Raw genomic sequence first — 24,153 nt, forward strand, 5'->3', positions numbered from 1 at the left:
GGGTGGTCCCGCGAGCAACGACCACGTGCCGCTGGAGCTCGCGTGGTCCCCGCGCACGCGGGGGTGGTCCCGAGTGGCTACTGAGTCTTTCGGTTCGGGGTGACCGTGATCTTTGTCGTGGGTGTATCCCGGTGTCATGCGGTATCCCGATGGGGGGTCTGACCGCAAAGCAGCGGGCTCATCGGGAGCAAGTGCGCTTCGAGGCAGCAGCGTTATTCACGTAAAGGGTGGCGCCGACACGGCCTGCCCGCGGCCGCACCGTTCACCGGTCTGCAACACGCACTCGTGGCCGGGAGCCAACGTCAAGCTAGATCGGCATACGGCCTTCACGATACACCGGTCCCATCTATGTCAGCCGTCGACACTCATGCCACAGCGCAGGAATAGACATAGTTGAGTTCCATACCCGTTCCCCCGCTCCATTCGAAATTTCCCCATTGCCCGTGATGGATCCCTACACATTCTGGATCCATTCTGTAAACAACCCGCACAGTCGCATAGATAGGCGGCGGCAGTCGTTTCGAACTACGCCTGCCAGGCGTTTCTGATCGAGGCAAGGCAACCGAATGCCAGGTGTTGGGACCCGACAAAGTGGCAGCATGTTCCGGCCGAACATCTGACGCTTAAGCATCTTGATCCGGTTGACATGTCCCTCCACGACACCGGAGTTCCAGGGCTGTGTGAGGCCGGCGATGACGGCATCGAGGTCGCGTTCAAGGTGCTGAGCGAAGTGGCGGAGGCTAGGCAGTTCGGCGGAGGTGGTGGCTGCTTCGATCCATTCAGGCAGGTGATCGCCTTGCAACTGGGTGAGCATGTGCGCGAAGGAGCGCATGTGCTCAGCGAGCACCGTCAGTTCGGGGCAGTTGGCCAGGACGGCCTTGAGGTGGAGCCGGTCACCCTCGGCCAGGGCGTCGGGGTGGGTGAGGAGCCAGCGGGTGACAGCTCAGGCCGATGGCGGACGGGGCCCGACCGGCTGGGGCTTGCCACGAAGGGTCCTGCTGACGTAGTTGCGGACGTTGCCGTAGCCGTGCGGGGTAACCCTGTTCCTTGATCTCCTCCCACAGCGTCCAGGCGTTGGTGCAGCCTTCCTGCCATCGCTGGTCGAGGTAGGGCTTGTAGGCGTCGAGCTTGGTCGGGCGGCTTTGCCACTGGCCGGTGAACAGCTCCTCCGGGGTGCTCGCACGAGAGAAACGCAGGATGGTGTTGAGGGTCATGCCGAGCTGCCGGGCGACGGACCGCTTACTGTGTCCGGCGGCCAAGAGCGCGTGGATGGTGGCGTGCTTGGCGCGGGTGCGTTCGGCGAACCGGTGGCCCGTCGGCCAGGGCGACGACGTGGTCGGCTCCGTCTGCTGCGGCTCGTCCGGTGGTGATGGGGCGGTGGGACAAAGACAGCCGCGGTGCCGGTAGACGCACTTCTCGGCGGCTTCGCCCAGGTTGTGCCACAGGTGCCACCTGTCAGCGACTTGGAGGGCCTGCGGGGCGCCGCGGGTGGCGCCTCCGGCATAGAAGGGGGCGCGGTCGCGGCAGACGACCTCGATTCCGGGCCTCTGGGCGCGCCAGGCCGCGAGGGTGTCTGCTTCACGGTCTAGCAGGAGATCGATCGGGCGACGTGTCTCGACGTCGACGAGCACAGTTCCGTAGACACGGCCCTTGCGCTGGGCGTATTCGTCCACGCCGACCACGCGGGGCACGGCGGTGGGCGGGTCAGGCAGCGAGGCAATCAGCCTGAGCAGGGTGTTCCGGCTGACCGGCGCCCCGAAGACGCCCGTCATCCGGGCGCCGGCCCGGCCCGCGAGCGCGAGGCCGACGGACACCAGCGTGGATCGCAGTCGCTCGGTCCGTCGGCCGAACCGACGGGTGCCCTCGGGACCTGCTCGGCGAACGTCTGGCGCGAGCAGGAGCCCTCCGTGCAGATGAACCGACGCACACGTAGCGACACCACGACGAACTTGTCGGCCACTGGCAGATCACGGGGAAACCGCAGGTAAGAGCCGTGTATTCGGCCGGACCAGCATCCGCATTCCGGGCAGGCCGCCTGCCTCACAGTGGTCCGTGCCTCGACCCGGACGACCGCATCGGTCACCTCGACGGACTCCACCGACACGCTTTCGACCGAGGAGAACAGCAGCTCTTCCAGCTGCGGCCGTACTTCGTTCACGGCGAAGCACTGTCGGCCACACCACATTCCAGCCGGGCGATTTTCGGGCGACCTCAACCGCCATCACACGAAGGTCAACGGTCACTCTGCGTAAGCCACCACAAGAAATGGACCAGAGCCCACCCTCGGTTACATAGCCATACGGGAGTTGGGTGGAGCGTGCACAGCTCGCACCACCAGGTCCTATAAGAAGACTTGTACTCCGATCGGGCGGCGGGACTACGCCATTCGGATTACCCTCTGCGAGGCCGGCCACACGGTGCGCTTGGATGGCTTCGTGATCGTTTCAGCGACCGCAGACATGCAGCCAGGCGCGCCACGTGAGCACGCCACCCCCTTGCCGGTGCACCGGGCTTTCGCGGCTTCCGCGCAGAGCCGACCGGGCGCCATCGCCCTCGTGGAGGAGGACGGTCAATGCTGGTCGTACCGTGAACTCTCGTGCTGGGCCGCCGCGGTGGCGGGTCGGCTGCGCGAGAAGGGGGTGGGACCGGGCCGTACGGTCGCGTTGCGCCTGCCTCGCTCGGCGCGGCTGGTCGCCTCGCTGCTGGCGGTCTTCGAGGTCGGCGGCGCCGCCGTGGTCCTCGACCCGCGCACCCCCGTCGACCGCCTGGAGGCCATCGAGGCGGACGCCGGTTGCCCGGCCGTCCTCGTCCCGGCCGGGGCGGAGGCCGGCCCCGGCCGCGGTCCCGTGCCCGTCCCGGTACCGGCCCTGCCCGAGGCCCTCGGTGCACAGCTGTCTCCGGACGGTCCGGACGGTGAATGCGACCGTGTCGCCTGCGTGTTCTACACCTCGGGCTCGACCGGGCGGCCGAAGGGCGTCCAGGTCACCCATCGCAACCTCGGGCGCTTCGCCGCCGACCCGCACTGGGACGGGCCCGGCCACCGCGTCACCGCGTTGGTCTCGGCGCTGGGTTTCGACGCGCTCAGCTACGACCTGTGGGTGCCGCTCACCCGGGGCGGCACCGTTGTCGTCCCCGCCGAGGACCGGGTGGACGCGCACCGGCTGGCCGCTCTGGTCTCCGCCCACGGCGTCACCGGCGTCTTCCTCACCGCCGCCTGGTTCGGCCAGATCGCTGCGGACGCCCCGGGCACACTGCGCGGACTGCACACCGTGCTCACCGGCGGCGAGGCGGCCGACCCGCAGGCGTTCGCCCGAGTCCGGGCCGCCTGCCCGCAGTTGGTGCTCGGTCACGTCTACGGACCGACCGAGTGCACCACGTTCACGACTCGCCACCTGCTGGCGCCCGGTGAGCCGGTGGGAACGGGCCGGGTGCCGATCGGCGGCGATCTGCCGGGGGTCGTAGTGCGGTTGCTCGGGCCGGATCTGGCCCATGTCGCCGCCGGTGAACCCGGCGAGGTGTACGTCGCGGGGGAACAGGTCGCCCTCGGGTATCTGAACCAGCCCGCGATGACCGCCGAACGCTTCGTCGCCGATCCGTACGGCCCGGCCGGTGCCCGCATGTACCGCACCGGCGACTTCGCCGTGCGGGGTCCGGGCGGGGCGTTGGAGTACCTGCGGCGTGACGACGACCAGGTCAAGATCCGGGGCCACCGGGTCGAACCGGGCGAGGTGCGCGCCGCCCTGGCCGCGCTGCCCGGGGTGGCACAGGCCGCCGTGGTGGTCCGGGACGGGCGGCTGATCGGGTACGCGGTCCCCGAGCAAGGCCGCACCGCCGGTGCGGAGGGGTTGCGTGCGGAGTTGGCCCGGCTGCTGCCCGAGTATCTGGTGCCCTCGGCGGTGGTGCTGCTCGATGCTCTCCCGCTGACCGTGAACGGCAAGCTGGACCGGGCGGCGCTGCCCACGCCCGCCGCCGTGCGCGTCGGCGCGGGCATTCCGAGCACGGCCGCGGAGAAGGCACTGTGCGCTGCCTTCGCGGAGCTGCTGGGCCTGCCCGCGGTCGGCACCGAGGACGACTTCTTCGTCCTCGGTGGCGACAGCATCGTCGCAATGCGGCTGGTCAGCCGGGTGCGACGGGAGAACGTGGCGATCAGCTCGCAGGACGTGTTCCGGCTGCGCACCCCGGGGGCTCTTGCTGCCGCAGCGCAGGCGGCGGCCCCGTCCGCGGACCTGCTGCACCTGTCGGCCACCGGGCACCTCGGCCTGCCGCCGATCGCCCTGTGGCTGCGGGAACAGGGTGAGGGAACAGCCGAGTTCGTCCAGTCGATGCTGGTGGAGACGCCACCCGGACTGGAGCACCAGGCGCTCGCCGCGGCACTTCAGACCGTGCTCGACCGACACGACACCCTGCGCACCCGGCTGCCCGACCCGTCCCCGGAGGCCGTGTGGCAGCCCGAAGTGCTGCCCCCGGGCGAGGTGGACGCGGCGCGGCTGCTGGACTCGGTGGACCTGCGGACTGCGCCCGACGGTCCCTCGGCAGCCGACGTCCGGGCGGGAGTCCTGCGGGCCATGCAGGCCTTGGATCTGCCCGCCGGGGAGCTGCTGCACGCGATCTGGTGGGACCGGGGCCCCGAGCGGCCCGGCCGACTGCTGCTGGCCGTGCACCACCTCGTCATCGACGGTGTCTCGTGGCAGGTGCTTCTGCCGGACCTGGCCAGAGCCGCCGAGGACCCGCAGACGCTCGGTGCCTGGGGATCGAGCACCCCCTACCGGCAATGGGTGCAGCAGCACAACGCCCGGGCCACCAGCCCGGAGGTGCTGGCGACGCTGCCGCACTGGCGGGCCGCAAGCCTTGCGGCACCCACGTCCTGGCCTGCCGGCGGACCCGTGAACGCCGAGTCGGACACCATCGCCACCTCGCGGACCATGGAGTCCGTGCTGCCGCCCGAGGTCGGGCGGGCGCTGCTGACCGGCGCCGCGGCGCACTTCGGCGCTACCACCCAGGAGTTGCTGCTGACCGCGCTGGCCGTTGCCTCGGCCCGGCGCGGCGGCTCACGCGTCCTCGTGCTGGACACCGAGGGACACGGACGGGACGCCGCCGACCCGCCCGCCGACGTCTCCGCCACGGTCGGCTGGTTCACCTGCATGTTCCCCGTCCGGCTCGAGTGCCCCGAGAAGGCGGCCCGCCCCGCGGCCGGCCCCGCCGAGGAAGAAGCGTCGCTGGCCGAGGCCGTGCGCGAGATCCGCCGGCAGTGGCAGGAACTGCCGGCGGACCGCTCCTCCTACGGCCTGCTGCGTCACCTGCACCCGCAGGCCGCGGGACTGCTGGCCGCGGCCCCGGCCCGGCCGCTGCTCTTCAACTACCTCGGCCGGTACGGCGCGCCGGGGCGCGACCCGTGGCCGTACGCCGCCGAGGCGCCCGTGCTCGGTATCCACAGGGCCGCGCAGCAGCCGCTGTCGCATCCGCTGGAGGTCAACGCGGTCGTCGACGAACGCTCCGGCGAGCCCCTGCTCACGGCCGTCTGGCGCTGGTCGGCGCGGTTGGTCAACGGCCGGGAGGTCGCGGGCCTGGCGCAGGAGTGGGCCGGTGTCCTGGCCGCGTTCGCCCGAGCCTCGGCCGCCGCCCCGCGGGAGCGCACCGCGAGAGCGAACGTCCCGGCACAGCGTACGGAGGAGCAGTGGCCGTGCTCACCGCTCCAGGAGGGGCTGCTCTTCCACGCCCACCGGGCGGACGGCGCGAGCGACCCGTACCACGTCCAGACGGTTCTGGACCTGGACGGGCCCGTGGACGCCGGAGCGCTGCGCGCCGCGCTGGCCGCGCTCACCACCCAGCACCCGGCGCTGCGGGCCGGATTCCGGTGGAACTGCCGCGGGCAGGCGGTGCAGACCGTGCCCGCGGCGGTGGAGGTCCCGCTGCGCGAGGCCGACTTGTCCCGTCTCCCGCAGGACGAGCGTGAGCGAGCCGCTGCCGAGGAGGCCCGCCGGGACCGGGACGAGCCGTTCGACCCGGCCTCGCCCCCGCTGCTGCGAGCGGTGCTGCTGCGCCTGGGCCCGGCGCGCTCCCGGCTGCTGCTGAGCTACCACCACATCCTCATGGACGGCTGGTCGATGCAGGTGGCCCTGGCCGACCTGGCCGACCTGTACGGCTCGGCCGCATCCGGCGCCGCACCGGCCCCCGCCTCGCGGCCCTCGGCGCTCGCCTACCTGCGCCACGTCGCCGGGCAGGACGTCGAGCTGGCCGCCAAGACGTGGCAGGAGCTGCTGGCCGGCCTGACCGAGCCGACACTGCTGACCTCCCCGGTCCCCGGGGAGCACGGCCGTCCGCGCACGGTGACGCTGGAGCTGCCACCGCAGCGCACGGCCGCCCTGCGGGCCCGGGCCCGCGAGCGGGGGCTGTCGCTCAACACCGTGATCCTGGGCGCCTGGGGGCTGGTGCTGGCCCAGCTGACCGGCCGCACCGACGTGGTCTTCGGCACGGTCGTGGCCGACCGTCCGCCGCACCTGTCCGGGGTCGAGTCCATGGTCGGCCTGATGAACAACGCGGTGCCGGTGCGGCTGGACACCGCCGCGTCCTGCGACCGGGGCGATCTGCTGGCAGCCCTCCAGGAGCAGCGGACGGCGATGATGCCGCACCAGCACCTCGGACTGGCGCAGATCACCCGGTCCACGGGGCTGCGCGAGCTGTTCGACACCGTCGCCGTACTGGAGACGTACACCGACGCCTTCGCGACCCGGTGGGGCCCGGACCTGCGGGTCACGTCCAGCCGGGTGGAGAACGGCACCCACTACCCGCTGTGCCTGCTGATCTCGCCCGGGGAGCGCATCACCGTCCGGGTCCAGTTCCGGCCGGGGCAGCTGACGGAGGACGGCGCGCGAGAGGTCGGCGCCCGGCTTCTGGAGGCGCTGGACGCACTGGCGGCCGACCTGTCCGTGCCCTCGGCGCAGCCGATCGGCGCGGTGCCGACGGCGGCCCGGCCCTCAGCCGCGGAGCACGAGCGGCAGCCGGCGGCCGTTCCCGTACTGGAGCGGTTCGCGGCGCAGGTACGGACGGCACCCGGACGGGCGGCCGTGGTGGACACTGCTGGCGCGCTCGACTACCAGGGTCTCGACCTGGCCTCCGAAAGGCTGGCCGAGGAACTGGCCGGCCGGGGCGTGGGACCCGAGGACGTGGTGGCCCTGTGCCTGCGCCGCGGCCGGGACGCGGTCGCGGCGATGCTGGCGGTACTGAAAGCCGGTGCCGCCTACCTGTGGCTCGACCCCCGCCACCCTGCCCGGCGGGTGGCGGCACTGGCGGCCGAGGGCCGTCCGAAGCTGCTGCTGTGGCAGGCCGAGTTCGCCGACGCCTTGGCACTGGTCCCGGCCGCGACGGCCCGGATGCTGCTGGAGCCGCATCACGTCTCTCCCGGGCCGCTGCCCGGCACCGGCCGCCGGACCCGGCCGCCGCGCCTCCCCGGCCACCCCGCCTACGTGGTGCACACCTCCGGAACCCAGGGCGTACCGAAGGCCGTGATCATGCCCGGCGCCGCACTGGACCAGCTGGTGGACTGGCACGAGCAGCGCCTGCCCGCCGAACCCGGCTCGGTGACGGCACAGTTCACCTCCATGGCGTTCGACGTCGCCAGCCAGGAGGTCCTCACCGCGCTGTGCACAGGGCGGACCCTCGCGGTGCCGGACGCGGACACCCGCGCCGACGCCGCCGCGTGGACCGCATGGCTGCGCGCCCACCGGGTGACCGAGCTGTTCGCCCCCACGCCCGTACTGGCCGCGCTGTGCGAGTTCGCCGACGGTGAGCGGGAGTTGTTGCCCGACCTGCGGCACCTGGTGCAGGCCGGTGAGGCGCTCGTGGTCGGACGGCAGCTGCGCGCGCTGTGCGCGCGGGGCGGCAAGCGCCTGCACAACCACTACGGCCCGGCCGAGACCCATGTTGCGACCGCGGGCGAGGTCCCGGGCGATCCCGCCGACTGGCCGGGCCGGCCCGGCATCGGCCATCCGGTGCCCGGCACCCGTGTGATGCTGCTCGACATGGGACTGTGCCCGGTCCCCGACGGGCTGGCCGGGGAGCTCTATCTGTCGGGCGACCAGCTGGCCCGCGGCTACATGGGCCGCCCGGGGCTGACTTCCGCGCGGTTCGTTGCCGACCCGTACGGACCACCCGGCTCGCGGATGTACCGCACCGGCGACCTGGCCCGCCGGCTCCCGGACGGCACCCTCGATTTCCTCGGCCGCAACGATGACCAGGTGAAGATCCGTGGTCACCGGATCGAGCCGGACGAGGTACGAGCCGCCTTGGCCGCCCTGCCCGGCGTGGTCCAGGCAGCGGTGGTGGCGCGCCCGGACGGACGCGGCGGCAAGGAGCTGACCGGCTACGCGGCCGGTTCCACAGCAACCGGAACGCCCCTGGACGGCGCCGCACTGCGCGAGGAACTCGCCTGCGTCCTACCGGACTTCATGCTGCCGTCCCAGATCGTGGTGCTCGACAGCATGCCGCTGACCGTCAACGGCAAGGTCGACCGACGCGCCCTGCCCGAGCCTCCGCGTCGGCGGGCCGAGGTGCGCGAGCCGCGCACGCCCGCCGAGCGCGTGGTGTCCGACGCGTTCGCCGAGGTGCTGGGCCTGGACCGCGTGAGCGTGGACGACGACTTCTTCGCCCTGGGCGGGCACTCCCTGCTCGCCGCCCGGCTGCTCCAGCGGCTGCGCGAGCAGCTGAACCCGGCGGCCACCCTGGCCCAGGTGATGGAACGGGCAACTCCCGTGGCCCTCGCCGCGGCCCTTGCGCCGACGCCTGACGCTACGCCGGACACCACCGTCCCCGCGCAGGCTCCTACCAGAACCTGAGCACGGGGTCCCCGGCTGCCGACGGGGACCCCGTGCCTCCCCACCGCCCGATCGCCGGATTGCTGCCGGTCCCCTCTCAGGGGACCCGGCTGTCCGGCGTGCCTCTGATCACCGAGGAGACTCATATGAACCCCTTCGACAATCCCGACGGCGTCTTCGTCGTGCTGGCCAACGACGAGGAGCAGCACAGCCTCTGGCCCGCCCACATCGCCGTCCCCGAAGGCTGGCGCGAAGCGCACCCCCGTGCCGACCGCGCCACCTGTCTGGCTTGGATCGAGTCCACCTGGACCGACCTGCGGCCGCGATCGCTGCGGGCCGCCGGGGCCGGCCGATGACCGCCCGGGCGGCGGCATCCGCCGGAACCGCGCCGGACGCACCTCCGCTGAGGATCGCCGTAGTGGCGGCACTGCCGCAGACGGCTCCCCCACTCGTCGAGGCACTCCGCGCGCTAGGGCACGAGGTGCCGGTGGTGATCAGCTTCCGGCGCCCGGCCGACTGGCCCGGGCACGTGCTCGGCGAACACGACCTCCCGCCCGGTGTGGATCTGGCGATCCCCGCCACGCCCGACCGGATCGGCGAACTGCTGCGCGCTTACGCCCCGGACGCGGCGGTGAGCTACGGCTACCCCAGGAAACTGCCCGCTGCCGCGGTGACCGCTCCCCGGCTGGGCACGGTCAACTGCCACCCTTCCGACCTGCCCGCCTACCGGGGCCCGAACCCGGTGGGCTGGGCAGTGCGCAACGGAGAACGCGAGATCGGCGTGACCTGGCACCGGATGGACGCCGAACTCGACACCGGGGCCGTGCTGACCCGTACCCGCATCCCGCTGGACGGCTCGGCATGGTCCTTCACCGGAGTCAACTCGCTCGTCCTCAAGGCGGCTTCGTCGATGCTGCCGCAGGTGCTCCGAAAGCTGGTGCACGGGGAGGCCGGCGAGCCGCAGCCGGAGCACACGGGCAGCTGGGCCGGCTTCTTCGGCGAGGACTATGCCACAGTGGACTGGGCCGCCCCGGCCGCCCACATCCACACCCAAGTGCGGGCGTGGAACATCGCCGGCCACCACCCTCGCCGCGAGGGGCCGATCGCGCTGATCGACGGAACGCGATGGCGTCTGCGCCGCACGACGTTGGAACAACCCCCCTCGGGCACGGGCCGCCGGATCGCCTGCGGCACCGGCGACCTGTGGGTACTGGCCGCCGACCCGGTCGGCTGAACCGGGGTACGCTGCCGGAACCGCAGCACGCGCTGCAGGGGCCCTGGAAGACCCTGTTGTCCGCTTGTTGCACCCCTTCCATCCGGCTCCTGCGCAGACGGGCCGGGCCACGCACTCAGCGGCCCCCATGTCGCAGCCGACCATGGCCCGCCAAGGCAGGCTCGCTCAGCCCAAGGCGATGCGGGCGGCGCCCAGGGCGAACACTCCGGCCGTGGCTGCGACCACTGCCCGGTCCGTGTCCCGGGCTCCTGAAGGTTCGAAGCGGGCGACGGAGCCGGCCTGCGACCACAGGCCGGTCACCCGGGGACGGGTAGCCAGCCGGAGGAATCCCTTGGAACGCAGGATCCGGCCGTAGGCCCCGCTGTCGAGGCCTACGGTGGCGAACTCCCACAGACGGCCCGGATGGAACGGCGCGTCGGAGCGGAAGACCGTGCCGGAGATGCCGTACTCCTCGGTCTCCGGGACGTGGTCCCCGTTGAGCTCCAAGACCCAGCCCGGGGCCTGCTGCGCACGCTCCAGGTCGAACAGCCCCGTTCCGAGCACGTCGCCGAGGTCCACGCGCCCATGAGTGGCGCCCACGACGCGGGCGGGCGGGTTGAGCCGGGTGAGGGCGGCCCGCAGCCGTCCGGTGCTCTCCGCGTCAACGAGGTCAGGGCGAAGGCCGCCGCCACGGGCATCGGTTCGGAGATGCCGCTGGACTCGGTCAGGAGGTGGTCGAAGCGGTCCTCGCGGGCGACGCCGTCGACGGTGACCGGCACGAGCTGCGGCGTGACCGCCTTCCACCGGGCGCGGCGGTGGCGGGTGTTGCTGCGGGACATCACCCGCCGGGCTCAGCCGGGCACCAAGGCCGTGGCCAGGGCGGGGCCGAGGGCTCCGCCCATCAGGTAGACGAGAGTGAACAGGCCTATGGCGGTGGGGCGTTGCCGGTCCGGGACGGCGGAAGCCGCTTCCAGCGATTGGGTCCCGTTGGCGGCGGTCGCGCCGAAGACCGCCAGCCCGATCGCGATGAGCAGCAGGATCGCCGAGTGGGCGAAGAGGGCCGTCAGCACGGCGAGCGCACCGGCCGTGAGCAGCAGGGCGCGCACCCGGGGCGGCCCAGCCGCGTGGCGACCGTGCCGAAGAACAGGGTGAGCGCCGAGCCCGCGACCATGGCCACCAGCTGCCCTGCGGCCACCGTGCTGGTCGGCCGGCCCGCGCGGTCGGCGATCAGCCGGGGAATCGCGAACAGCAGCGTGAAGTACGACACGGACAGCACGAGCGTGATCAGCACCGAGCTGCCGAAGAGCTTGGAGCGAAGAGCGGCCTGGGGCACGTAACCGTCGGGTCGGCGGCGGATGTGCAGGGCCAGGGCGGCGGCGGATACGACCGCCACGATCACGGCGGGCAGCGGGTGGGAGGGAAGCAGGACGAGACTGCTGGACAGGACCGCCAGCAGCACCGCGCCCCAGGAGTCGAAACGGCCCTCGGGGGGCGGCGCGCCCTTGCTCGCAAGGCCGCTCGGATGGGGCAAGGTTCTCCGAGGTCCAGCGCCCCGGCATTTGCCTCTGGCGCTCGAAACGATCACGAGTCAAGATCTGGTCGGGTCGCCGGTGCGCGTCCCCGGACACTATGGACGCCAGGAGTTACGTATGAACCAAGCCCTCACGATCGGCCTGCTGATCCTGGCGGCCTTCGGCTCGTTCTGCGGATTCCTCACGTGGCAGCTTGTCAGCCGGCTGCTCTCTGTGTTCCGTGGCATATCAGTGCAGGGCCGATGTGTACGCCGCTACTCGACAGAGTCCAGCGACAACGGGACCAGCTGGCACCACGTCTACGGGTTCACAACCCAGGACGGGCAGTACGTCGAGTTCGAGGAACATGCCATGATCATGGCCCAGGGGCAGACCGTGACCGTCCACTACCGAGCCTCGAACCCTGTCCGCTCGGCCACCGTCATAGGGCGAGGCGGGGCCTGGTCACCGCTGTTCGGGCAGCTCCTCGGCATCTTCGTCACGGGCATGTTCACCCTGCTCGGTGTGGCCTTCATCTGGATCGGGATCAGCAAGCCGGGCTTGTAGGCCGAGGCGGCCCTGGGCGAGGCGGCCCGCAGAGCCGGACAGTGTCACCACCACGATCATCCCCATGGCCAACGACGGCATCCGGGCTGGGGCGGGTCGCCCCAGCAGAACCGCACAGTCACGCTGTCCCCGCCATCGCCGTGGGCGCGCCGCCCCTGCATGCCGCGCGGGGTGCGGTGCATCAAGCGCTGCGGCCGCCCGCGCAGTTCCGTGCCGTGCCGAGGCGTCAACGAGATGGCCGGGCGGGCGTCGCGCAGCTGCCGGTTCGGGCGGGGGCTGTGCTCCGCCCGGACGGCGCGCCCGGCGGACGGCGGTGTTGCAGTCAGACGCCGGACAGGATGCAGAACGGCGCCGTCGCCGTGCTCGCCGATCACCTGCCCTTCGACGGCCGCCACGGGCACCCCGAACGCGCGGGCGAGGATGACCCGGTACCGGGCGGAGATGAACAGGCGCGCGCACCAGTCGGTGGCGGTCAGAAGGGTTGCGACGGTGTGGCCGACATTCCCAGCGCCGATGACGCCGACCGTGGCCAGGCGCCGGGTCACCGCGCTGCCCCGCTGACGACCTCGGCCAGGGCCAGGCGCCACACCGCCGCCGTGTCGGTGCCCGTCTCCAGCAGGCTGGAGACGCGGTCCAGGACCATGCACACCACCAGCGCCCACCGTATGGCCTTCACGCCGAGGTCCGGGAGCGGCAGGGCGTCAGGGGCGGTCAAGTAGGTGCTGAGGATGCTGGTGGTGTCCATGAGCCACAGCACGATCAGCTGCCGCAGCCACCGCGCCCGGGCGTCGGTCGGCATCATGGAGGCGCGCTCCCAGGCGAAGGTGTCGATGCCGCCCGTGATGTGCTGCATCGCCTCCTCATTGGGCGGGGAGACGAGCAGGCCGAGCAGCAGCCGGGACAGCAGCTTCGCCTCGTCCGCCCCCGGGCGACCCCGTGCCAGCCCCGGATCGAGGAAGACCGGACGGCCACCGGGGCCGTCGGGGAAGACGACGTGCTCGGGCTTGAGGTCCCCGAACATCACCGTCCCCGTGCTGCCGGCGTCGGTGAACCGCAGGCGGCGCAGGCGGCCGACCACGGTCGTCAGCACGGCCGTCGCCTCCCCGGCCAGCCGCAGGTAGAGCGGGCCCGTCAGGCCGTTGAACTTGCGGTTGAACGTCGCGTCGATGCTCCGCTCGGCGATGGCGCAGTCGTCGACCGCCTCGGCCAGAGCGGGCCGGGACAGGGCCCCGTCCAGCTCCCCCATGACCGCATCCAGGAGCCCGACGGTACGGTCCGGCGTCTTCACCACCAGATCGAAGAGGGTGGGCCCGGGCACGGGGCGGGTGAACAGCACCCCTCGCTCGTAGTGCTCGACGGGCGCGACCCCTAACCCGCCTTCCTGCAGCAGGCGCAGCTGGTCGGCCTCGCGCTCCAGCAGCGAGCCGGGCATGGTGGTGTAGGCGACCTGGGCGGCGCGTACGGTCTCCCAGCCGCCGAGCGTCCCGCGCAGCACGGACACGAGGGAGACCCCGAGCAGGGATGTCTTCGCGAACAGCTCTTGGCCGCCGACGTGGACGCGCTGCACGTACGTGGTGACGCTGGGGGTGTGCGTGCCGAGCCGGACCGGCCCTGGGGCGAGGCCGCCGGCGGCGGCACGGATCTGCCCGGCTGCGTAGTCGAAGACCTCGGTGACCGGCACAGGGCATGGCAGTGCAGCGGGCATGACGTGCTCCTCTGGGGGAAGACAACGTGTGCGGCTGAGCACACGGCCGGCGCAGGTGACGCTGAGCACCTCGCGAGGGCGCCGCCAAGCCTTGCCACTTCCCGCCGTGATCACTAGCGGTCGAGGTTTGATTGCTCAACGGGAAGACCCGCAGCGATCACGAACCCGCCTGCCGGAGCGCCCTACGCATCGCGCCCACCGAGTACAGCGTCAACACTGCTTGTCCGTAAAGGTGTTGGAGGTAGCCCCGGTGTAGCCCCACCCGCTTCAGCGGTAGGCTCTGAAGCCCTGCCGATGATGGGATGGGACGCGTGGACACACCGATCCGCCACCCCCTCGCATACGCCCGGATCACGCGCGGCTGGTCACAGGCCGATCTCGCCAGCCTGATCCGGAAGGCAGCCGAGCGCCGGGGGCTGCGGTCGGGAGCCATCCCCCAGCGGGTGTCGAAATGGGAGTCCGGACGCGTCACCCCCGACGACGAATCCCAGGACCTCCTCGCCGACGTCTTCGGCATCGAACCCGGCACCAAACCTGCCCTCGGCTGGCCGAACTGGCTCCCCGGCATGGACAGTCCGCTGCCTCTCGGCCCCTACAGCAACGTCCCTGCACTTCGAGAGGCCCTGAGAACCACCATGGATCTCTACCGCCGTACGTTCACCGCCTACAGCGGCGCCGCACTCGCCGGACTCGCCCTGCAATGGGCCACCGACGAACCGCACGCCGTCGCCACCGCCCTGCGCGGCCGCCGCGTGGACGCCGACTTCGTGACCATGCTGGAGGACACCAGCAAACGCCTGACGTCCCTCGCCACGGAGCAGCGCCAGCATGCGCACCGCCTCCTCGACGCCCACCTGCACACCGTCACCGAACTGATTGCCAACGGCCGCCACACCAGCAGCATCAGCGACCGACTCAACACCCTCGCCGCGAGCCTCGCGCAGACCCTGGGCTGGTACCGGTTCGACCAGGGCGACCACGCCGGGGCCGGGAAACTGTGGCACGGTGCCTTGCACAGCGCCCACGCCACCGGCGACCGCGACATCGGCGCCGGAGTCCTCGCCGACTTCGCCTACCAGTCGCTCTGGCTGAACAAGCCCCGGCCCGCCGTCGAAGTCCTCGAGCACGCCATCCGGCGCGCCGACCACCCCATGGCCCGCTCAGTGCTCTTCCTCCGGCTCGGCCGCGCCCACGCCGCCCTCGGCGAAGAACTCTCCTGCAGCCGTGCCCTAGCCGCCGCCGAGAACCAGCTCGGCGCCCCTGCCGCCGACCCCGCCCCCACCTGGTGCGTGTGGATGTCCTCCTCGGACCTCGCCGTCGATTCCGGCCGGTGCCTCCTCGACCTCGGCCACCGCCGCAGCGCCCACCAGCTCATCCAGGACGGCACCGAAGTCCTGCCGGCCGCCCGGACGAAAACGAAAGCGGTCTTCCTCGCGTACGAGGCTGAGGCATACCTGCGCGACGGCGAATTCGACCGGGCGGCGACCACCGCCACCCAGGCGCTTTACGATGGCGAACCGCATCGGCGCCCCCCCCCCCGCTGCGTCAAGCTGGTCCACGGCCTCATCCCGCGCTTTCACGGGCACGCGTCAACCGAAGGCGTCGGCGAGCCCCTGGAACTGGCCCGCGCGAGCTGACCGCAGCAGGAACCACATCACGCCGCCGACGAAGGTACGCACGTAGCCTCCGCCGATGCTCATCCATGTGAGGCCGGTGTACCAGCTCGGCCGCCTAGTGGGGGTCGGTGGCGAACGGCTTCTCCTTCATCACGTGCACCCCGGCCTTGGTGCACGCGGCAACCACCTGCTGGCCGGCGTGGTGCGGCACCGCGGCGACGACGAAGTCCTTGGCCCGGTGGCACCCGGGGATCACCGGTTGCTGCCTTCGGAGCGGGCGGGGATGCGGCTGGCCCGCAGCTCATCCAGGTACGAGGTCGCGTCACTCGCCGGGCGGCGGCGTCTCTTCCGGGGTGAGATCTGGGCGCACACGCAGGAGCCGGACAGGGTGTCGCCATCGCCCGGAGGCATCGCGGGCGCGTTCACCACCGGCGACCCGCTCACGCTCATGAGGCTCTTCGGCATCACCGAGGCGACCGCCATGCGCTACGTCGGCACCGCCTACCTGGAGCGAACCGCAAAACTGCCCAGGTAGCAGGCACCCGCCGAGCCCGATGCCGCAGCTAAAGCCCGTGGCGGTGTGGCAGTGGGTCCGGCATTATCCCTGTGTGATCGTGATGCAACCCGTTCTGGAGATCTCCGCTGCCGACGACTTCACGCTCTGGCCGGTTGGCGAGCATGAGTCGGACGGCTACCTCGTGCTGAACGGGGGGCTGACTCCGGCGGAGGTCGGCACGGCGGTTATGCGGATCGCCGACTGCAACGACTTCGAGCCGGAGGAGGAGCACGGGCCGTGCCCGACCGACCCGCTCGGCGCGTACCTGCACGGGCTACTCACCATGCCCGACCTGTTCGCCGCCGGCGGGTTCCGGGTGACCGACATAGCCACCGGCGCCGTCTTCGTCGAGCCGGGCTGCTGCAACGGCCTGGAGGCATGGCGGGACTGGCTGGAGGTGCTGGACGGCACCGGCTGCGCCTACTTCGGCCACGACCCGTCCTCGGCAGCCGAACGTGTCGGCGACACCGTCCGGCTGACTCTCGACGCCCACGCGAAAGACATCAGCCCGGTGATCGAGCTGCCGGTGGACCAGGTGCGCGCGCTCGTCACCGGTGCCCAGGCGGACTTGCGGGACTTCCTCAGCCTCGCCGCAACCTGGGCCGAACAACACCTGCCGACACACGCCGCCGCCGTCACGGCCGCCTTGGCCCGGGCACTGGACCTAGAGCTCACAGAGTGACCCCTCACCCACCGGGCGCGCGTGCACGACGCCCGCCTTCCCCTCCACCGGCGGCACAGCGCGCTGCGCACCTGCCTCACCGTTTTCGCTCCTTACGGCCTGCGGGCGACCTACCACCACCTCACGCTCAGCGCCGCGATCCCCCGGCGGCTGGAGGCGGACCCGGACGCGCTGGCGCGGGCGGTGGAGGAACTGCACGAGGCGCGGATGCTGTGGCTCGTGCGGGCAGAGGAGTACGCCGTGCAACGTCGGGCGGAGAAGCAGGCTGGGCGGCGGGCTGTACCGGCCCCCCGGCCGTGGTGGCTGCGGAATTGGTGGGAGAGCCCCGACCGTGCCTGGTTCGAAGACCCGTTTCGCCACCCGTCGCTGCGACTGTCCGAGTACGTCCGGCGGCAGAACGCGCTTATCGACGGCGCCGATCTGCCCGGCTGCCCGGCTTGCGGGGACGAGAGACCACTGGAGCCGAACTCGACCGGACATGGCTGGGTCGAGCTGTGCCGTGGGTGTGCGTGGGCGCCGTCGCCCTGTCCGTGCGGGCAGCAGCACCGGCTCGTGCCGGAGTTCCCGTGCGGCTGGAAGGAGATCTGGCAGCGGGCGCACATGAGCGATGACGGCATGCCGAACCCACACCGGCCTGCGAGATAGCCACTCGGATGCGGCACGGCGAACGCTCGGGAAGCCAAAGCCCGTAAACCACGACGAACCCACGCGCAGGACCACCACAGCCATCAGCTGACATACAGGTTCGGGCCTCCCAACGCTCAGGATTCCGGGAACCCGCGCGCTTTCTCGCGCACGGACAGCAAGGGCTCCTTATTGCTGGCCTTCAACGGCGCCGTCCTCGCTGGACTCGCATCCGTCAGCGACTGCGCGGCGACGACCAGGCGTCCTTCCCGTACTGGGCGAGGCTCGATGAACACGAAATCCGCGCCTGCATGGAGGACGACACCCGTGCCGCGCGCATCCAGGCCCTCTCGACTCTCGCCGTGCGGAAGTTCACCCAGCTGCGCCGCGCGGCCGACCTCACTCTCGCCGCCCTGGCCCTGCTCGCGCTGGCCACCGCCGGCCTCGCGCGATGACAGCGGTCACCGCGTGCCCCCGCCCCTTCGACCCGCAAGGAGACTCGCGTATGACCACACTGCTGTACCCGGGCCTGCCGGAGAACGCCCTGTGGGTGCTGATCGGCGCTTCCGGGGCTGGGAAGTGCACGCCGGCCGCCACCTGGCCCGCTACTCAGGTCCTCTCGCTCGATGCCCTGCGTGGCACGGTCAGCGACGACTTCTTTGTCAAGTTCAGCATGTTGACGTGAACGGCCCACCCTTCAGCTCAACCAATGACCAGGCTGCAGCGTTCGACGGAACCCCGTCCCTCGCCGAACCTTCGGCCCGGGGTTGCATCCACCGGAGATGTCGCCGTTCCACTACTCGGTGATACCGCATAGCAGTACTCGGTACCACACAGTACTGATCCGGGCTGAGGAGTACCCGCGATGGAAGACCTGACGGAGATGTTGAAGGGCACGCTCGAAGGGTGCGTGCTCGAAATCATCGGCAGCGAGGAAACCTACGGGTACGCCATCACCCGCCAGCTGAACGAGCTCGGCTTCGCCGACGTCATCGAGGGGACGGTGTACACCATCTTGCTGCGGCTGGAGAGGAACGGGCTCGTCCAAGTGACGAAACGACCATCCGGGGTCGGTCCGCCGCGCAAGTTCTACGCGCTCAACAATGCCGGACGCGAGGAACTCGCGAAGTTCTGGGCGAAATGACAGTACCTCTCATCGCGCATCAATAGGCTCAAGGAGGGCGGGAGATGAACTTCTGGGAGAAGGCCACAGGCAGCGATCTCACCATGGAATGGAAGGCGTTCGAAGCCCGGGTCGAGGGCCTGCCGGACGACTACCGGGCGGCGTGGGGACAGATCGTCGCCCACCTCTTCCCCTACGGAGACTTCAGCGGCCGCAACCTGACGCCGATCGTCGACTCCGCCCTGGGGCTGCTCGAAATGTCGGCAGCGGACGGGCAGAGCGTCCACGAGGTGCTCGGTGACGACGTCCGAGGCTTCTGTACGGCGCTGGCCGGCGGAGCAGGGGCCCGGACTTATCGCGACCGGTGGCGCAAGCAGTTGAACAGGAACGTCGCAAGGAAATTGAGCCGGCTGGGAGGCTGACGTGAGCATCCAGGACATCATCGAAGGCAAGAAACAGTGGCGGGCGCACCTGGCCCGGGTCAAGTCACTCCCGCCGGACTACCAGATCGTCTACAAGGAGATACAGAAGTACCTGTTCAAGGTCGGACCGGTCAGCCTGCCCGACGGACCCCTCCTCCCTAGAATCGTTGACTTCTTCGAGGAGGGCGTCGCCGCGGGCAAGGGAGTTGTGGAGCTCATCGGCACCGACGTCGCCGCGTTCTGCGACGACCTCATCAAGGACTCCCCCACCTACGCGGATGCCTACCAGGAATCCATTAGCGGGGAACCCGGCGCAGCCGGGAAGTGACAGCCGCCGGACCGTCGGCCTCGGACTGGTCGTAGAGGATCTCGGCGTCGCCGAGCCGGCCCGCACACACGTAGAGGTTGTCGAAGTCATTGGCTCCGAGCATGAGCGGGTTGTAGTAGGCCAGGCAGCGGGTGTCCGGGCCCGCGGGACTGTATTGGGCGAGGATGGCGATCAGCCGGTTCCAGGTCTCAGGGTCCAGGCTCCCCTCGGTCGGCGGGATCATGCCGAGCGGCCAGCTGCCCTCCTTCTTGGCCGAGGGAAAGCAGCGGTAGGAGGGCATCAGCTCGTCGGGCACGGTCGGGTCGCCGGTCCGCCGGGCAAGCTCGGCCCAGCGCAGCCGTCGCCAGCCCGGGCCCGGGTGCTGGACGCGGCCCAGCCCTCCTCCCGTGGCTGACGCTCACGGCAGCTAAGTGAATAGATTGCCAATAAAAGCCATAAGGCCGATCAATAGGACGACAAAGGCCAGCGGGACCCAACCGATAATCCGGCCGGGCCAGGCCGCGGCCTGCTCATGAGGTTGCAGCCCCTTCCAAAGGGTGCCCATCTTGGTGATCACCAAAGTGGTCACCCCTGCAGTGACGCAAACCAGCCCGAAGACGATGAGGCCGCCTCCCCCTCCCGCGACGCCAGCAATAAAAAGAACAACTCCAAGCACCGCTGCGGCCAGCCCCTCATTTCGAGGGGCCTTTTTAGGTTCTTCACCAACAAAGTAGTACTTGCCGTCCGGTCCCAGTACTTGAGTCGGGTCGTGCCCTCGATGCCAGCCGCACTGGCACGACTCACTCTTGATCATCGGCTCCCCGCAGGACTTGCAGGGCACCTTCACCTGGGCTGATGGCTTCGGCTGGTGAGACGAGCCAGACATCGCACGCCTCCCTGTCGAGGAGATATCTCTCCTTCTAGTCCACCTCTGGTGAGCCCCAAATGCACGTGGGAGCACAGCTAGGGCGGGGCTCTGCAAAACGTTGAAACTTGACACAGAAGGAGCCTTCGTCAGGGCTTGGACCGCGCCCTGCTGGACGGCGAGGTGGACGTGAGCGTCTCCTGCATGAAGGATCTCCCGAGTGCTCACGACCGGCAGCCGGGTGTGAGCACCGGCGCGGTCCTGGAGCGCGGCGACGTCCGCGACACCCTCATCCTCCCCGGGCCGGCCGCCTGCCACGCTCGCCGAGCTGCCGCGGGGCGCCCGGGGCGGCACCAGCGCCCCACGCCGCATCGCCCAACTCCGCCAGCGCCACCCGCATCTGGAGCCTGTACTCGTCCGCGGCAACGCCGACACCCGCATCGCCCACCCGGACGACGGCAGCACTGGAATCGACGCGCTGCTCGTCGCCTACGCCGGCCTGCACCGCCTCGGCCAGACGCACCGAGCGACACAGATCCTCGACCCGACGCTGTGGCTCCCCCGCACCCCGCCACGGCCACCGCGCTCGCGGCCGAACGGGCCACCCTGGCCGGGCTGCACGGCAACCGCACGACCGCGGCCTCCGTCCACGCCACCCTCGCCAGCACCACCGTAACCGTGCATGCCGCAGTCTTCGCCCCGGACGGCCACGCCTCCCTCCGCACCCAGACCACGGGCCCCCTCCAGCACCCCGAAGACGCAGGCGGCCGCGCCGCCGCCCAGCTCCTGCACGACGGCGCGGCCGCGCTCCTGCACGCCCTCCCGCACACCCCCTGACCGCGCCACCCTGTCGGACGAGCCACCCACCGGACCGAAGGGACGCCTCCCATGACGCTGCACGACCAGGACTCCGACAAGAACGCCAGCCCGGCCCCGGGCAGATTGACCGATGCCCAGTACATGGCCAGCCGCAGCACGCTGTGGAGCGGCGTGTCGGCCCTCTTCACCGACGACCGCGGCCGCGTGCTCCTCGAGGACGTCGACTACCGCCCGGCGTGCCTGCTTCCCGGCGGCGCCATGGACGCCGGCGAACCGCCCTCGCTCACCGTGGCCCGCGAGGTCTACGAGGAACTGGGCCTCACCCGCTCCTTCTCCCGCCCCCTGGCCGTCGACTGGGTGCCTCCCAGCACGCCGGGCTACCCTCCCCCGGCTTTCCCGGCGAAATCATCTACGTCTTCGACGGTGGCACCGTGACCGAGGACGACTTCATCCACATCCGCCTGCCGGGACGGGAGGTCACCGGGATCCGCCGGGTTGAACCAGCGCTCCTCCCCCGCCACCTGAGCCCCGGCAACGCCCGGCGCGCCCTGGCCGCCGTCCGCGCACGGATCAACGGCACCGGCCCCGCTGTCCTCGAAGACGGCCACCCCCTCGCGCCGACGCGCTTGGACGACCTCCAGGTCCTGCGCACCCCGCGCAAGCCCCAGCTCTGGCCCTGGCGCACCGGTCCCGTGCCGGCCGGGCTGCCGGTCAAGCAGGCGTGGGGCTGGCTCTTCAGCGAGGAGGGGAGGGTCCTGGTCCTCATCGGCCAGGACTCCGGCTCCGCCTGTCTGCCGGGCGGCAGGGTCGAGCCCGCTGACTACGGTGATCCGGCCCGAACGCTCCGCAGGGAGGTATGGGAAGAGGCTCAGGTGCACATCAGTGATCCGCTCTACCTCGGGTACCTCCACGACGACACCAGCAGCCGACACTGCGCCCGGGCCCGGTACGCAGCCCAGATCACCGGATGGGAACCGCCAACCCGCGAGGAGGCAACCGGCCAGACCTACGCCCGGCTCCTGGCCACGCCTGAACAAGTCGCACAGCTCTTCGGCTGGGGCGACGAAGCGGCCTTCCAGCTCGCCGCCGTTCATAGCGCCCGGGAGAAGCTCGGCCTGCCGGCTCCTGCACGACAACTGCTCACCGAACTCCCGCCTCCCCAGCCCACTGAAGCCTCCCTGGTGCGGTAGCGCGGGCTGTCCAGAACGGGCACCACCGCGAGCTTGCCGCGCAACTGCCCGGTCACGGCTCGCGTCCGTTCCACAGCCGGCAGAACAGGGGGGAAGCAGTAGTGAACCTTGACGAGATGCGGCAGCAAGCGATCGAGATTCGCGATCTGTACGACGAGCTGAACCGTCGCGACCGCCGAGTCTGGCGGACAGACGAATTCATGATGGGATTCGTGGGGGACGTCGGCGACCTGGCCAAGCTGGTCATGGCCGAAGAAGGGGCCCGCGAGAACCCTGGAGGGCACGCGGCCTTGGAGCACGAGCTAGCGGACTGCCTGTGGTCAGTGCTGATCCTCTCCCACCTCTACCAAGTCGATCTGGCTGACGCCTTTCGTCGCACCATGACGGAACTGAAGGCGTCGATCACGGCACAGCTGGCCGACCCCGGTGCACCGACATGACCCTCGGGACACCCCCGCACTGCAAGGGGCGGCAGCCCGCCGGACGGATACCAGACAGGGCGCATTCCGGTCAGTTCCACGAAGCGGTCGGCCTTCGAACTCGGCGAGGGATAGCGAGAGGAAATGGCGCGAGTGACGGATCAAGGACGGATCAGGATCGCGGCGAGCGGCCTGGTCGTACGGAACGAGCACGTGCTCTCGGTGCGCGGGGACCGGCCGCGCCCGGGAACCTGGTGGTTGCCCGGCGGCGGCCAGCAGGCCGGGGAAACCCTGGCGGCCTGTGCGGAGCGGGAGGTATTCGAGGAGACGGGCGTGCGGGTGAAGGCTGAGGGCCTAGTGGTGGTGCGCGAGTACATCCAGGCCAACCACCCGGACGGGCACCGGATGCTGTCCGGCGCGGGGCACCGGGTCGAGACGATGTTCCGGTGCCGCATCCTCCAGGAGCCGGCGGTACTCGGCGGGCCCGCCCAGGACTCCGTGCAGCTCGGCGTCGAGTGGGTCGCGCTCGACAAGCTCCCCGCCCTGCGCACGCTGCCGCCATGCCTGCCGGCCATCATCACCAACGCCTTGGCCGCCGGCCCGGACCGGGGCGCGGTCTACCTGGGCGACGCCTATGCCTGACCCCGCCCCGCAGCCCGGCCGCGGGCCTGTGCGGGAGCCGATGGACCTCGGCTCGTACACCGAGCGCATCCGCACGGGACCGTGCTTCATCTGCGCGTTCCTCTCCGGGCACCCGGGCTACGAGCACCACGTGATCGCACAGGACGGTGAGCACGTCGCCTTCCTCGACCGGTGGCCGACCCTTCCCGGGAAGGTCCTCGTCGCTCCGAAGCCGCACGTCGAGGACGTCGTCCGGGACCTGGACGAGAGGGCGTACGTGCGGCTGATGCTGTTCGTCCGTCGTATTGCCCTCGCCGTGGAGCAGGTCTGCCGGCCGGAGCGGACGTACGTCTACTCGCTGGGCAGCCAGCAGGGCAACGCCCACGTGCACTGGCACGTCGCGGGGCTTCCCCCCGGCGTCCCGTACGAGCAGCAGCAGTTCCACGCCCTCATGGCGGAGAACGGCATCATCAACGCAACGCCGCAGGAAATGGGCGCCTTCGCCGCGCGGCTTCGCCAAGCCCTGGCCCAGCAACCGGAGGCGTGATGAGCGACTTCTACTGCGACGAGGCACTGAGCGGGCGGACACCTGTGACGGTGGTGGCCGAGACGGACACGGTGCTCGCGTTCGAGCACACCCGACCCTCATATCCCGTTCACGTCGTCGTAGTGCCCAAAGAGCGCGTGCCGTCGCTCGTCGACCTCGGAGAGCCCGGTGAGAAGGTGATCGGTGAGGTGATGGCCGTGGTGCGCGAGGTGGCTGCCCGCGTGTGTGAGGAGCACGGCGCGGCCACGGTGGTCACGAACCTGGGCCAATATCAGGAAAGTCGACATCTCCACTTCCACGTCGTCTACCGGGGCGGGCAGGAAGAGCACCGAGCCTGAAGTGCCCGTTTCACGTCATGCGGTGTGGAAGGCGGAGGAGGCGCGCCCCAGGGGCGCCGAGGTCAGTGTTCGCTGCACGCTGTGGAACGGCGTGTCGGCCCTCTTCACCGGCGCCCGCGGCCGCGTGCTCCTCAAGGGTCTCGGGGCCGGTGATCGCAACGTTGGCTGAGGCACCCCTCTAGAGCTGCTGCCGCAAGGCTTGGAAGCCCACGTCCCGG

At 70.8% G+C, this 24,153-nt stretch carries 30 protein-coding genes and 3 pseudogenes; 22 read left to right on the forward strand and 11 right to left on the reverse strand.

The genetic code is table 11. The annotated features are described in order from the left end of the window. Positions 1-136 precede the first annotated feature (136 nt). Positions 137-218: pseudogene (locus ACOTKD_RS00245) on the forward strand (transposase); the annotation flags it as partial. A gap of 236 nt (positions 219-454) precedes the next feature. Here the strand turns inward: ACOTKD_RS00245 and ACOTKD_RS00250 are convergent. From ACOTKD_RS00250 to ACOTKD_RS00260, 3 genes are read right to left on the reverse strand one after another with little or no spacing between them, the layout of a single operon-like run. Next, on the reverse strand, positions 455-907 hold the full coding sequence (locus tag ACOTKD_RS00250) for a transposase (RefSeq protein ID WP_424887343.1): 453 nt from the start codon (positions 905-907) through the stop codon (positions 455-457). Then, entirely contained in the window at positions 894-1,814 is a 921-nt protein-coding gene (locus tag ACOTKD_RS00255) for an ISL3 family transposase (protein WP_424886740.1), read from the reverse strand. The genes ACOTKD_RS00250 and ACOTKD_RS00255 overlap by 14 nt, the downstream gene beginning before the upstream one ends. Further along, positions 1,769-2,185, reverse strand: coding sequence for a transposase family protein (locus tag ACOTKD_RS00260; RefSeq protein WP_424886741.1), 417 nt, complete (start codon positions 2,183-2,185; stop codon positions 1,769-1,771). Before ACOTKD_RS00260 ends, ACOTKD_RS00255 begins: the two co-directional genes overlap by 46 nt. 316 nt (positions 2,186-2,501) lie before the next feature. Between ACOTKD_RS00260 and ACOTKD_RS00265 the strand changes: the two genes are divergently transcribed. The 3 genes from ACOTKD_RS00265 to ACOTKD_RS00275 all read left to right on the forward strand — a co-directional run bounded on the left by ACOTKD_RS00265 (position 2,502) and on the right by ACOTKD_RS00275 (position 10,044). Continuing rightward, positions 2,502-8,831 (forward strand): amino acid adenylation domain-containing protein, encoded by a 6,330-nt coding sequence (locus ACOTKD_RS00265; RefSeq protein WP_424886742.1) that lies wholly within the window; start codon positions 2,502-2,504, stop codon positions 8,829-8,831. 125 nt (positions 8,832-8,956) lie between these two features. Next, entirely contained in the window at positions 8,957-9,166 is a 210-nt protein-coding gene (locus ACOTKD_RS00270; RefSeq protein ID WP_424886743.1) for an MbtH family protein, read from the forward strand. A 62-nt stretch (positions 9,167-9,228) separates the two neighbouring features. Continuing rightward, entirely contained in the window at positions 9,229-10,044 is an 816-nt protein-coding gene (locus tag ACOTKD_RS00275; protein ID WP_424886744.1) for a methionyl-tRNA formyltransferase, read from the forward strand. Positions 10,045-10,209: 165 nt separating this feature from the next. On the opposite strand, the gene ACOTKD_RS00280 is transcribed toward ACOTKD_RS00275, so the two are convergent. The 3 genes from ACOTKD_RS00280 to ACOTKD_RS00290 form a co-directional block, all read right to left on the reverse strand. Further along, a complete protein-coding gene (locus ACOTKD_RS00280; protein ID WP_424887344.1) occupies positions 10,210-10,602 on the reverse strand; it encodes a GTP-binding protein in 393 nt (130 codons plus the stop codon). A gap of 272 nt (positions 10,603-10,874) precedes the next feature. After that, entirely contained in the window at positions 10,875-11,093 is a 219-nt protein-coding gene (locus tag ACOTKD_RS00285) for a hypothetical protein (RefSeq protein WP_424886745.1), read from the reverse strand. After that, complete coding sequence (locus ACOTKD_RS00290) at positions 11,087-11,554, reverse strand: hypothetical protein (protein WP_424886746.1); 468 nt, start codon at positions 11,552-11,554, stop codon at positions 11,087-11,089. The genes ACOTKD_RS00285 and ACOTKD_RS00290 overlap by 7 nt, the downstream gene beginning before the upstream one ends. A 118-nt stretch (positions 11,555-11,672) precedes the next feature. Between ACOTKD_RS00290 and ACOTKD_RS00295 the strand changes: the two genes are divergently transcribed. Next, complete coding sequence (locus tag ACOTKD_RS00295) at positions 11,673-12,101, forward strand: DUF3592 domain-containing protein (protein WP_424886747.1); 429 nt, start codon at positions 11,673-11,675, stop codon at positions 12,099-12,101. A 56-nt stretch (positions 12,102-12,157) separates the two neighbouring features. On the opposite strand, the gene ACOTKD_RS00300 is transcribed toward ACOTKD_RS00295, so the two are convergent. Both ACOTKD_RS00300 and ACOTKD_RS00305 read right to left on the reverse strand, forming a co-directional pair. After that, positions 12,158-12,646, reverse strand: coding sequence for a hypothetical protein (locus ACOTKD_RS00300; RefSeq protein WP_424886748.1), 489 nt, complete (start codon positions 12,644-12,646; stop codon positions 12,158-12,160). Then, positions 12,643-13,806, reverse strand: a complete 1,164-nt coding sequence (locus tag ACOTKD_RS00305) for a hypothetical protein (RefSeq protein ID WP_424886749.1) — start codon at positions 13,804-13,806, stop codon at positions 12,643-12,645. The genes ACOTKD_RS00300 and ACOTKD_RS00305 overlap by 4 nt, the downstream gene beginning before the upstream one ends. A 311-nt stretch (positions 13,807-14,117) precedes the next feature. Here ACOTKD_RS00305 and ACOTKD_RS00310 point away from each other — a divergent pair, with 311 nt between their 5' ends. Then, positions 14,118-15,443 (forward strand): helix-turn-helix transcriptional regulator, encoded by a 1,326-nt coding sequence (locus ACOTKD_RS00310; protein ID WP_424886750.1) that lies wholly within the window; start codon positions 14,118-14,120, stop codon positions 15,441-15,443. 94 nt (positions 15,444-15,537) lie between these two features. On the opposite strand, the gene ACOTKD_RS00315 is transcribed toward ACOTKD_RS00310, so the two are convergent. After that, complete coding sequence (locus tag ACOTKD_RS00315) at positions 15,538-15,678, reverse strand: Gfo/Idh/MocA family oxidoreductase (protein WP_424886751.1); 141 nt, start codon at positions 15,676-15,678, stop codon at positions 15,538-15,540. A 132-nt stretch (positions 15,679-15,810) separates the two neighbouring features. Between ACOTKD_RS00315 and ACOTKD_RS00320 the strand changes: the two genes are divergently transcribed. The 8 genes and pseudogenes from ACOTKD_RS00320 (at position 15,811) to ACOTKD_RS00355 (ending at position 19,157) form a co-directional block, all read left to right on the forward strand. Beyond that, positions 15,811-15,957 (forward strand): hypothetical protein, encoded by a 147-nt coding sequence (locus tag ACOTKD_RS00320; RefSeq protein WP_424886752.1) that lies wholly within the window; start codon positions 15,811-15,813, stop codon positions 15,955-15,957. Positions 15,958-15,994: 37 nt separating this feature from the next. Beyond that, positions 15,995-16,660: a hypothetical protein gene (locus ACOTKD_RS00325; RefSeq protein ID WP_424886753.1), complete on the forward strand. Its 666-nt coding sequence runs from the start codon at positions 15,995-15,997 to the stop codon at positions 16,658-16,660. A 21-nt stretch (positions 16,661-16,681) separates the two neighbouring features. Further along, positions 16,682-17,305 (forward strand): hypothetical protein, encoded by a 624-nt coding sequence (locus ACOTKD_RS00330; RefSeq protein ID WP_424886754.1) that lies wholly within the window; start codon positions 16,682-16,684, stop codon positions 17,303-17,305. A 290-nt stretch (positions 17,306-17,595) separates the two neighbouring features. After that, positions 17,596-17,739: a hypothetical protein gene (locus ACOTKD_RS00335; RefSeq protein ID WP_424886755.1), complete on the forward strand. Its 144-nt coding sequence runs from the start codon at positions 17,596-17,598 to the stop codon at positions 17,737-17,739. A gap of 50 nt (positions 17,740-17,789) precedes the next feature. Beyond that, positions 17,790-17,939 (forward strand): annotated as a pseudogene (locus tag ACOTKD_RS00340) (ATP-binding protein); the annotation flags it as partial. A gap of 210 nt (positions 17,940-18,149) precedes the next feature. Further along, on the forward strand, positions 18,150-18,428 hold the full coding sequence (locus ACOTKD_RS00345; RefSeq protein ID WP_424886756.1) for a PadR family transcriptional regulator: 279 nt from the start codon (positions 18,150-18,152) through the stop codon (positions 18,426-18,428). A gap of 44 nt (positions 18,429-18,472) precedes the next feature. After that, on the forward strand, positions 18,473-18,829 hold the full coding sequence (locus ACOTKD_RS00350) for a DUF1048 domain-containing protein (protein ID WP_424886757.1): 357 nt from the start codon (positions 18,473-18,475) through the stop codon (positions 18,827-18,829). 1 nt (position 18,830) lies between these two features. Then, entirely contained in the window at positions 18,831-19,157 is a 327-nt protein-coding gene (locus tag ACOTKD_RS00355; protein WP_424886758.1) for a DUF1048 domain-containing protein, read from the forward strand. On the opposite strand, the gene ACOTKD_RS00360 is transcribed toward ACOTKD_RS00355, so the two are convergent. Beyond that, complete coding sequence (locus tag ACOTKD_RS00360; protein ID WP_424886759.1) at positions 19,126-19,452, reverse strand: hypothetical protein; 327 nt, start codon at positions 19,450-19,452, stop codon at positions 19,126-19,128. The genes ACOTKD_RS00355 and ACOTKD_RS00360 overlap by 32 nt on opposite strands. Before the next feature lie 111 nt (positions 19,453-19,563). After that, the gene (locus ACOTKD_RS00365) at positions 19,564-19,950 is read right to left on the reverse strand and encodes a hypothetical protein (protein WP_424886760.1); all 387 of its coding nucleotides are present in this window, start codon (positions 19,948-19,950) and stop codon (positions 19,564-19,566) included. Positions 19,951-20,371: 421 nt separating this feature from the next. Here ACOTKD_RS00365 and ACOTKD_RS00370 point away from each other — a divergent pair. The 8 genes and pseudogenes from ACOTKD_RS00370 to ACOTKD_RS00405 form a co-directional block, all read left to right on the forward strand. Beyond that, a pseudogene (locus ACOTKD_RS00370) lies at positions 20,372-20,503 on the forward strand (hydroxymethylbilane synthase); the annotation flags it as partial. A 50-nt stretch (positions 20,504-20,553) separates the two neighbouring features. After that, positions 20,554-20,838, forward strand: coding sequence for a hypothetical protein (locus ACOTKD_RS00375; protein WP_424887383.1), 285 nt, complete (start codon positions 20,554-20,556; stop codon positions 20,836-20,838). 51 nt (positions 20,839-20,889) lie between these two features. After that, positions 20,890-21,255 (forward strand): NUDIX domain-containing protein, encoded by a 366-nt coding sequence (locus ACOTKD_RS00380; RefSeq protein WP_424886761.1) that lies wholly within the window; start codon positions 20,890-20,892, stop codon positions 21,253-21,255. Beyond that, on the forward strand, positions 21,252-22,010 hold the full coding sequence (locus ACOTKD_RS00385; protein ID WP_424886762.1) for an NUDIX hydrolase: 759 nt from the start codon (positions 21,252-21,254) through the stop codon (positions 22,008-22,010). Before ACOTKD_RS00380 ends, ACOTKD_RS00385 begins: the two co-directional genes overlap by 4 nt. A 101-nt stretch (positions 22,011-22,111) precedes the next feature. Next, positions 22,112-22,450, forward strand: coding sequence for a MazG nucleotide pyrophosphohydrolase domain-containing protein (locus tag ACOTKD_RS00390; protein ID WP_424886763.1), 339 nt, complete (start codon positions 22,112-22,114; stop codon positions 22,448-22,450). A gap of 132 nt (positions 22,451-22,582) precedes the next feature. Further along, positions 22,583-23,071 carry an NUDIX domain-containing protein gene (locus ACOTKD_RS00395; protein WP_424886764.1) on the forward strand — a complete coding sequence of 163 codons (489 nt, stop codon included), beginning with the start codon at positions 22,583-22,585 and terminating at the stop codon, positions 23,069-23,071. Beyond that, complete coding sequence (locus ACOTKD_RS00400; protein ID WP_424886765.1) at positions 23,064-23,597, forward strand: HIT family protein; 534 nt, start codon at positions 23,064-23,066, stop codon at positions 23,595-23,597. The genes ACOTKD_RS00395 and ACOTKD_RS00400 overlap by 8 nt, the downstream gene beginning before the upstream one ends. After that, positions 23,597-23,935, forward strand: coding sequence for an HIT family protein (locus ACOTKD_RS00405; protein WP_424886766.1), 339 nt, complete (start codon positions 23,597-23,599; stop codon positions 23,933-23,935). Before ACOTKD_RS00400 ends, ACOTKD_RS00405 begins: the two co-directional genes overlap by 1 nt. The last annotated feature ends 218 nt before the right edge of the window (positions 23,936-24,153 follow it).

The sequence above is a fragment of the Streptomyces sp. XH2 genome (assembly GCF_049725035.1).
GTDB classification, from domain to species: Bacteria; Actinomycetota; Actinomycetes; order Streptomycetales; family Streptomycetaceae; genus Streptomyces; species Streptomyces roseoverticillatus.

Bases quoted from the DNA above. Each gene is read 5' to 3' on its own strand.
- ACOTKD_RS00260 (WP_424886741.1), bottom strand. From the start codon at position 2,185: ATGTGGTGTGGCCGACAGTGCTTCGCCGTGAACGAAGTACGGCCGCAG.
- ACOTKD_RS00270 (WP_424886743.1), top strand. From the start codon at position 8,957: ATGAACCCCTTCGACAATCCCGACGGCGTCTTCGTCGTGCTGGCCAAC.
- ACOTKD_RS00295 (WP_424886747.1), top strand. From the start codon at position 11,673: ATGAACCAAGCCCTCACGATCGGCCTGCTGATCCTGGCGGCCTTCGGC.
- ACOTKD_RS00305 (WP_424886749.1), bottom strand. From the start codon at position 13,806: ATGCCCGCTGCACTGCCATGCCCTGTGCCGGTCACCGAGGTCTTCGAC.
- ACOTKD_RS00335 (WP_424886755.1), top strand. From the start codon at position 17,596: ATGGAGGACGACACCCGTGCCGCGCGCATCCAGGCCCTCTCGACTCTC.
- ACOTKD_RS00345 (WP_424886756.1), top strand. From the start codon at position 18,150: ATGGAAGACCTGACGGAGATGTTGAAGGGCACGCTCGAAGGGTGCGTG.
- ACOTKD_RS00350 (WP_424886757.1), top strand. From the start codon at position 18,473: ATGAACTTCTGGGAGAAGGCCACAGGCAGCGATCTCACCATGGAATGG.
- ACOTKD_RS00365 (WP_424886760.1), bottom strand. From the start codon at position 19,950: ATGATCAAGAGTGAGTCGTGCCAGTGCGGCTGGCATCGAGGGCACGAC.
- ACOTKD_RS00380 (WP_424886761.1), top strand. From the start codon at position 20,890: ATGACGCTGCACGACCAGGACTCCGACAAGAACGCCAGCCCGGCCCCG.
- ACOTKD_RS00400 (WP_424886765.1), top strand. From the start codon at position 23,064: ATGCCTGACCCCGCCCCGCAGCCCGGCCGCGGGCCTGTGCGGGAGCCG.
- ACOTKD_RS00405 (WP_424886766.1), top strand. From the start codon at position 23,597: ATGAGCGACTTCTACTGCGACGAGGCACTGAGCGGGCGGACACCTGTG.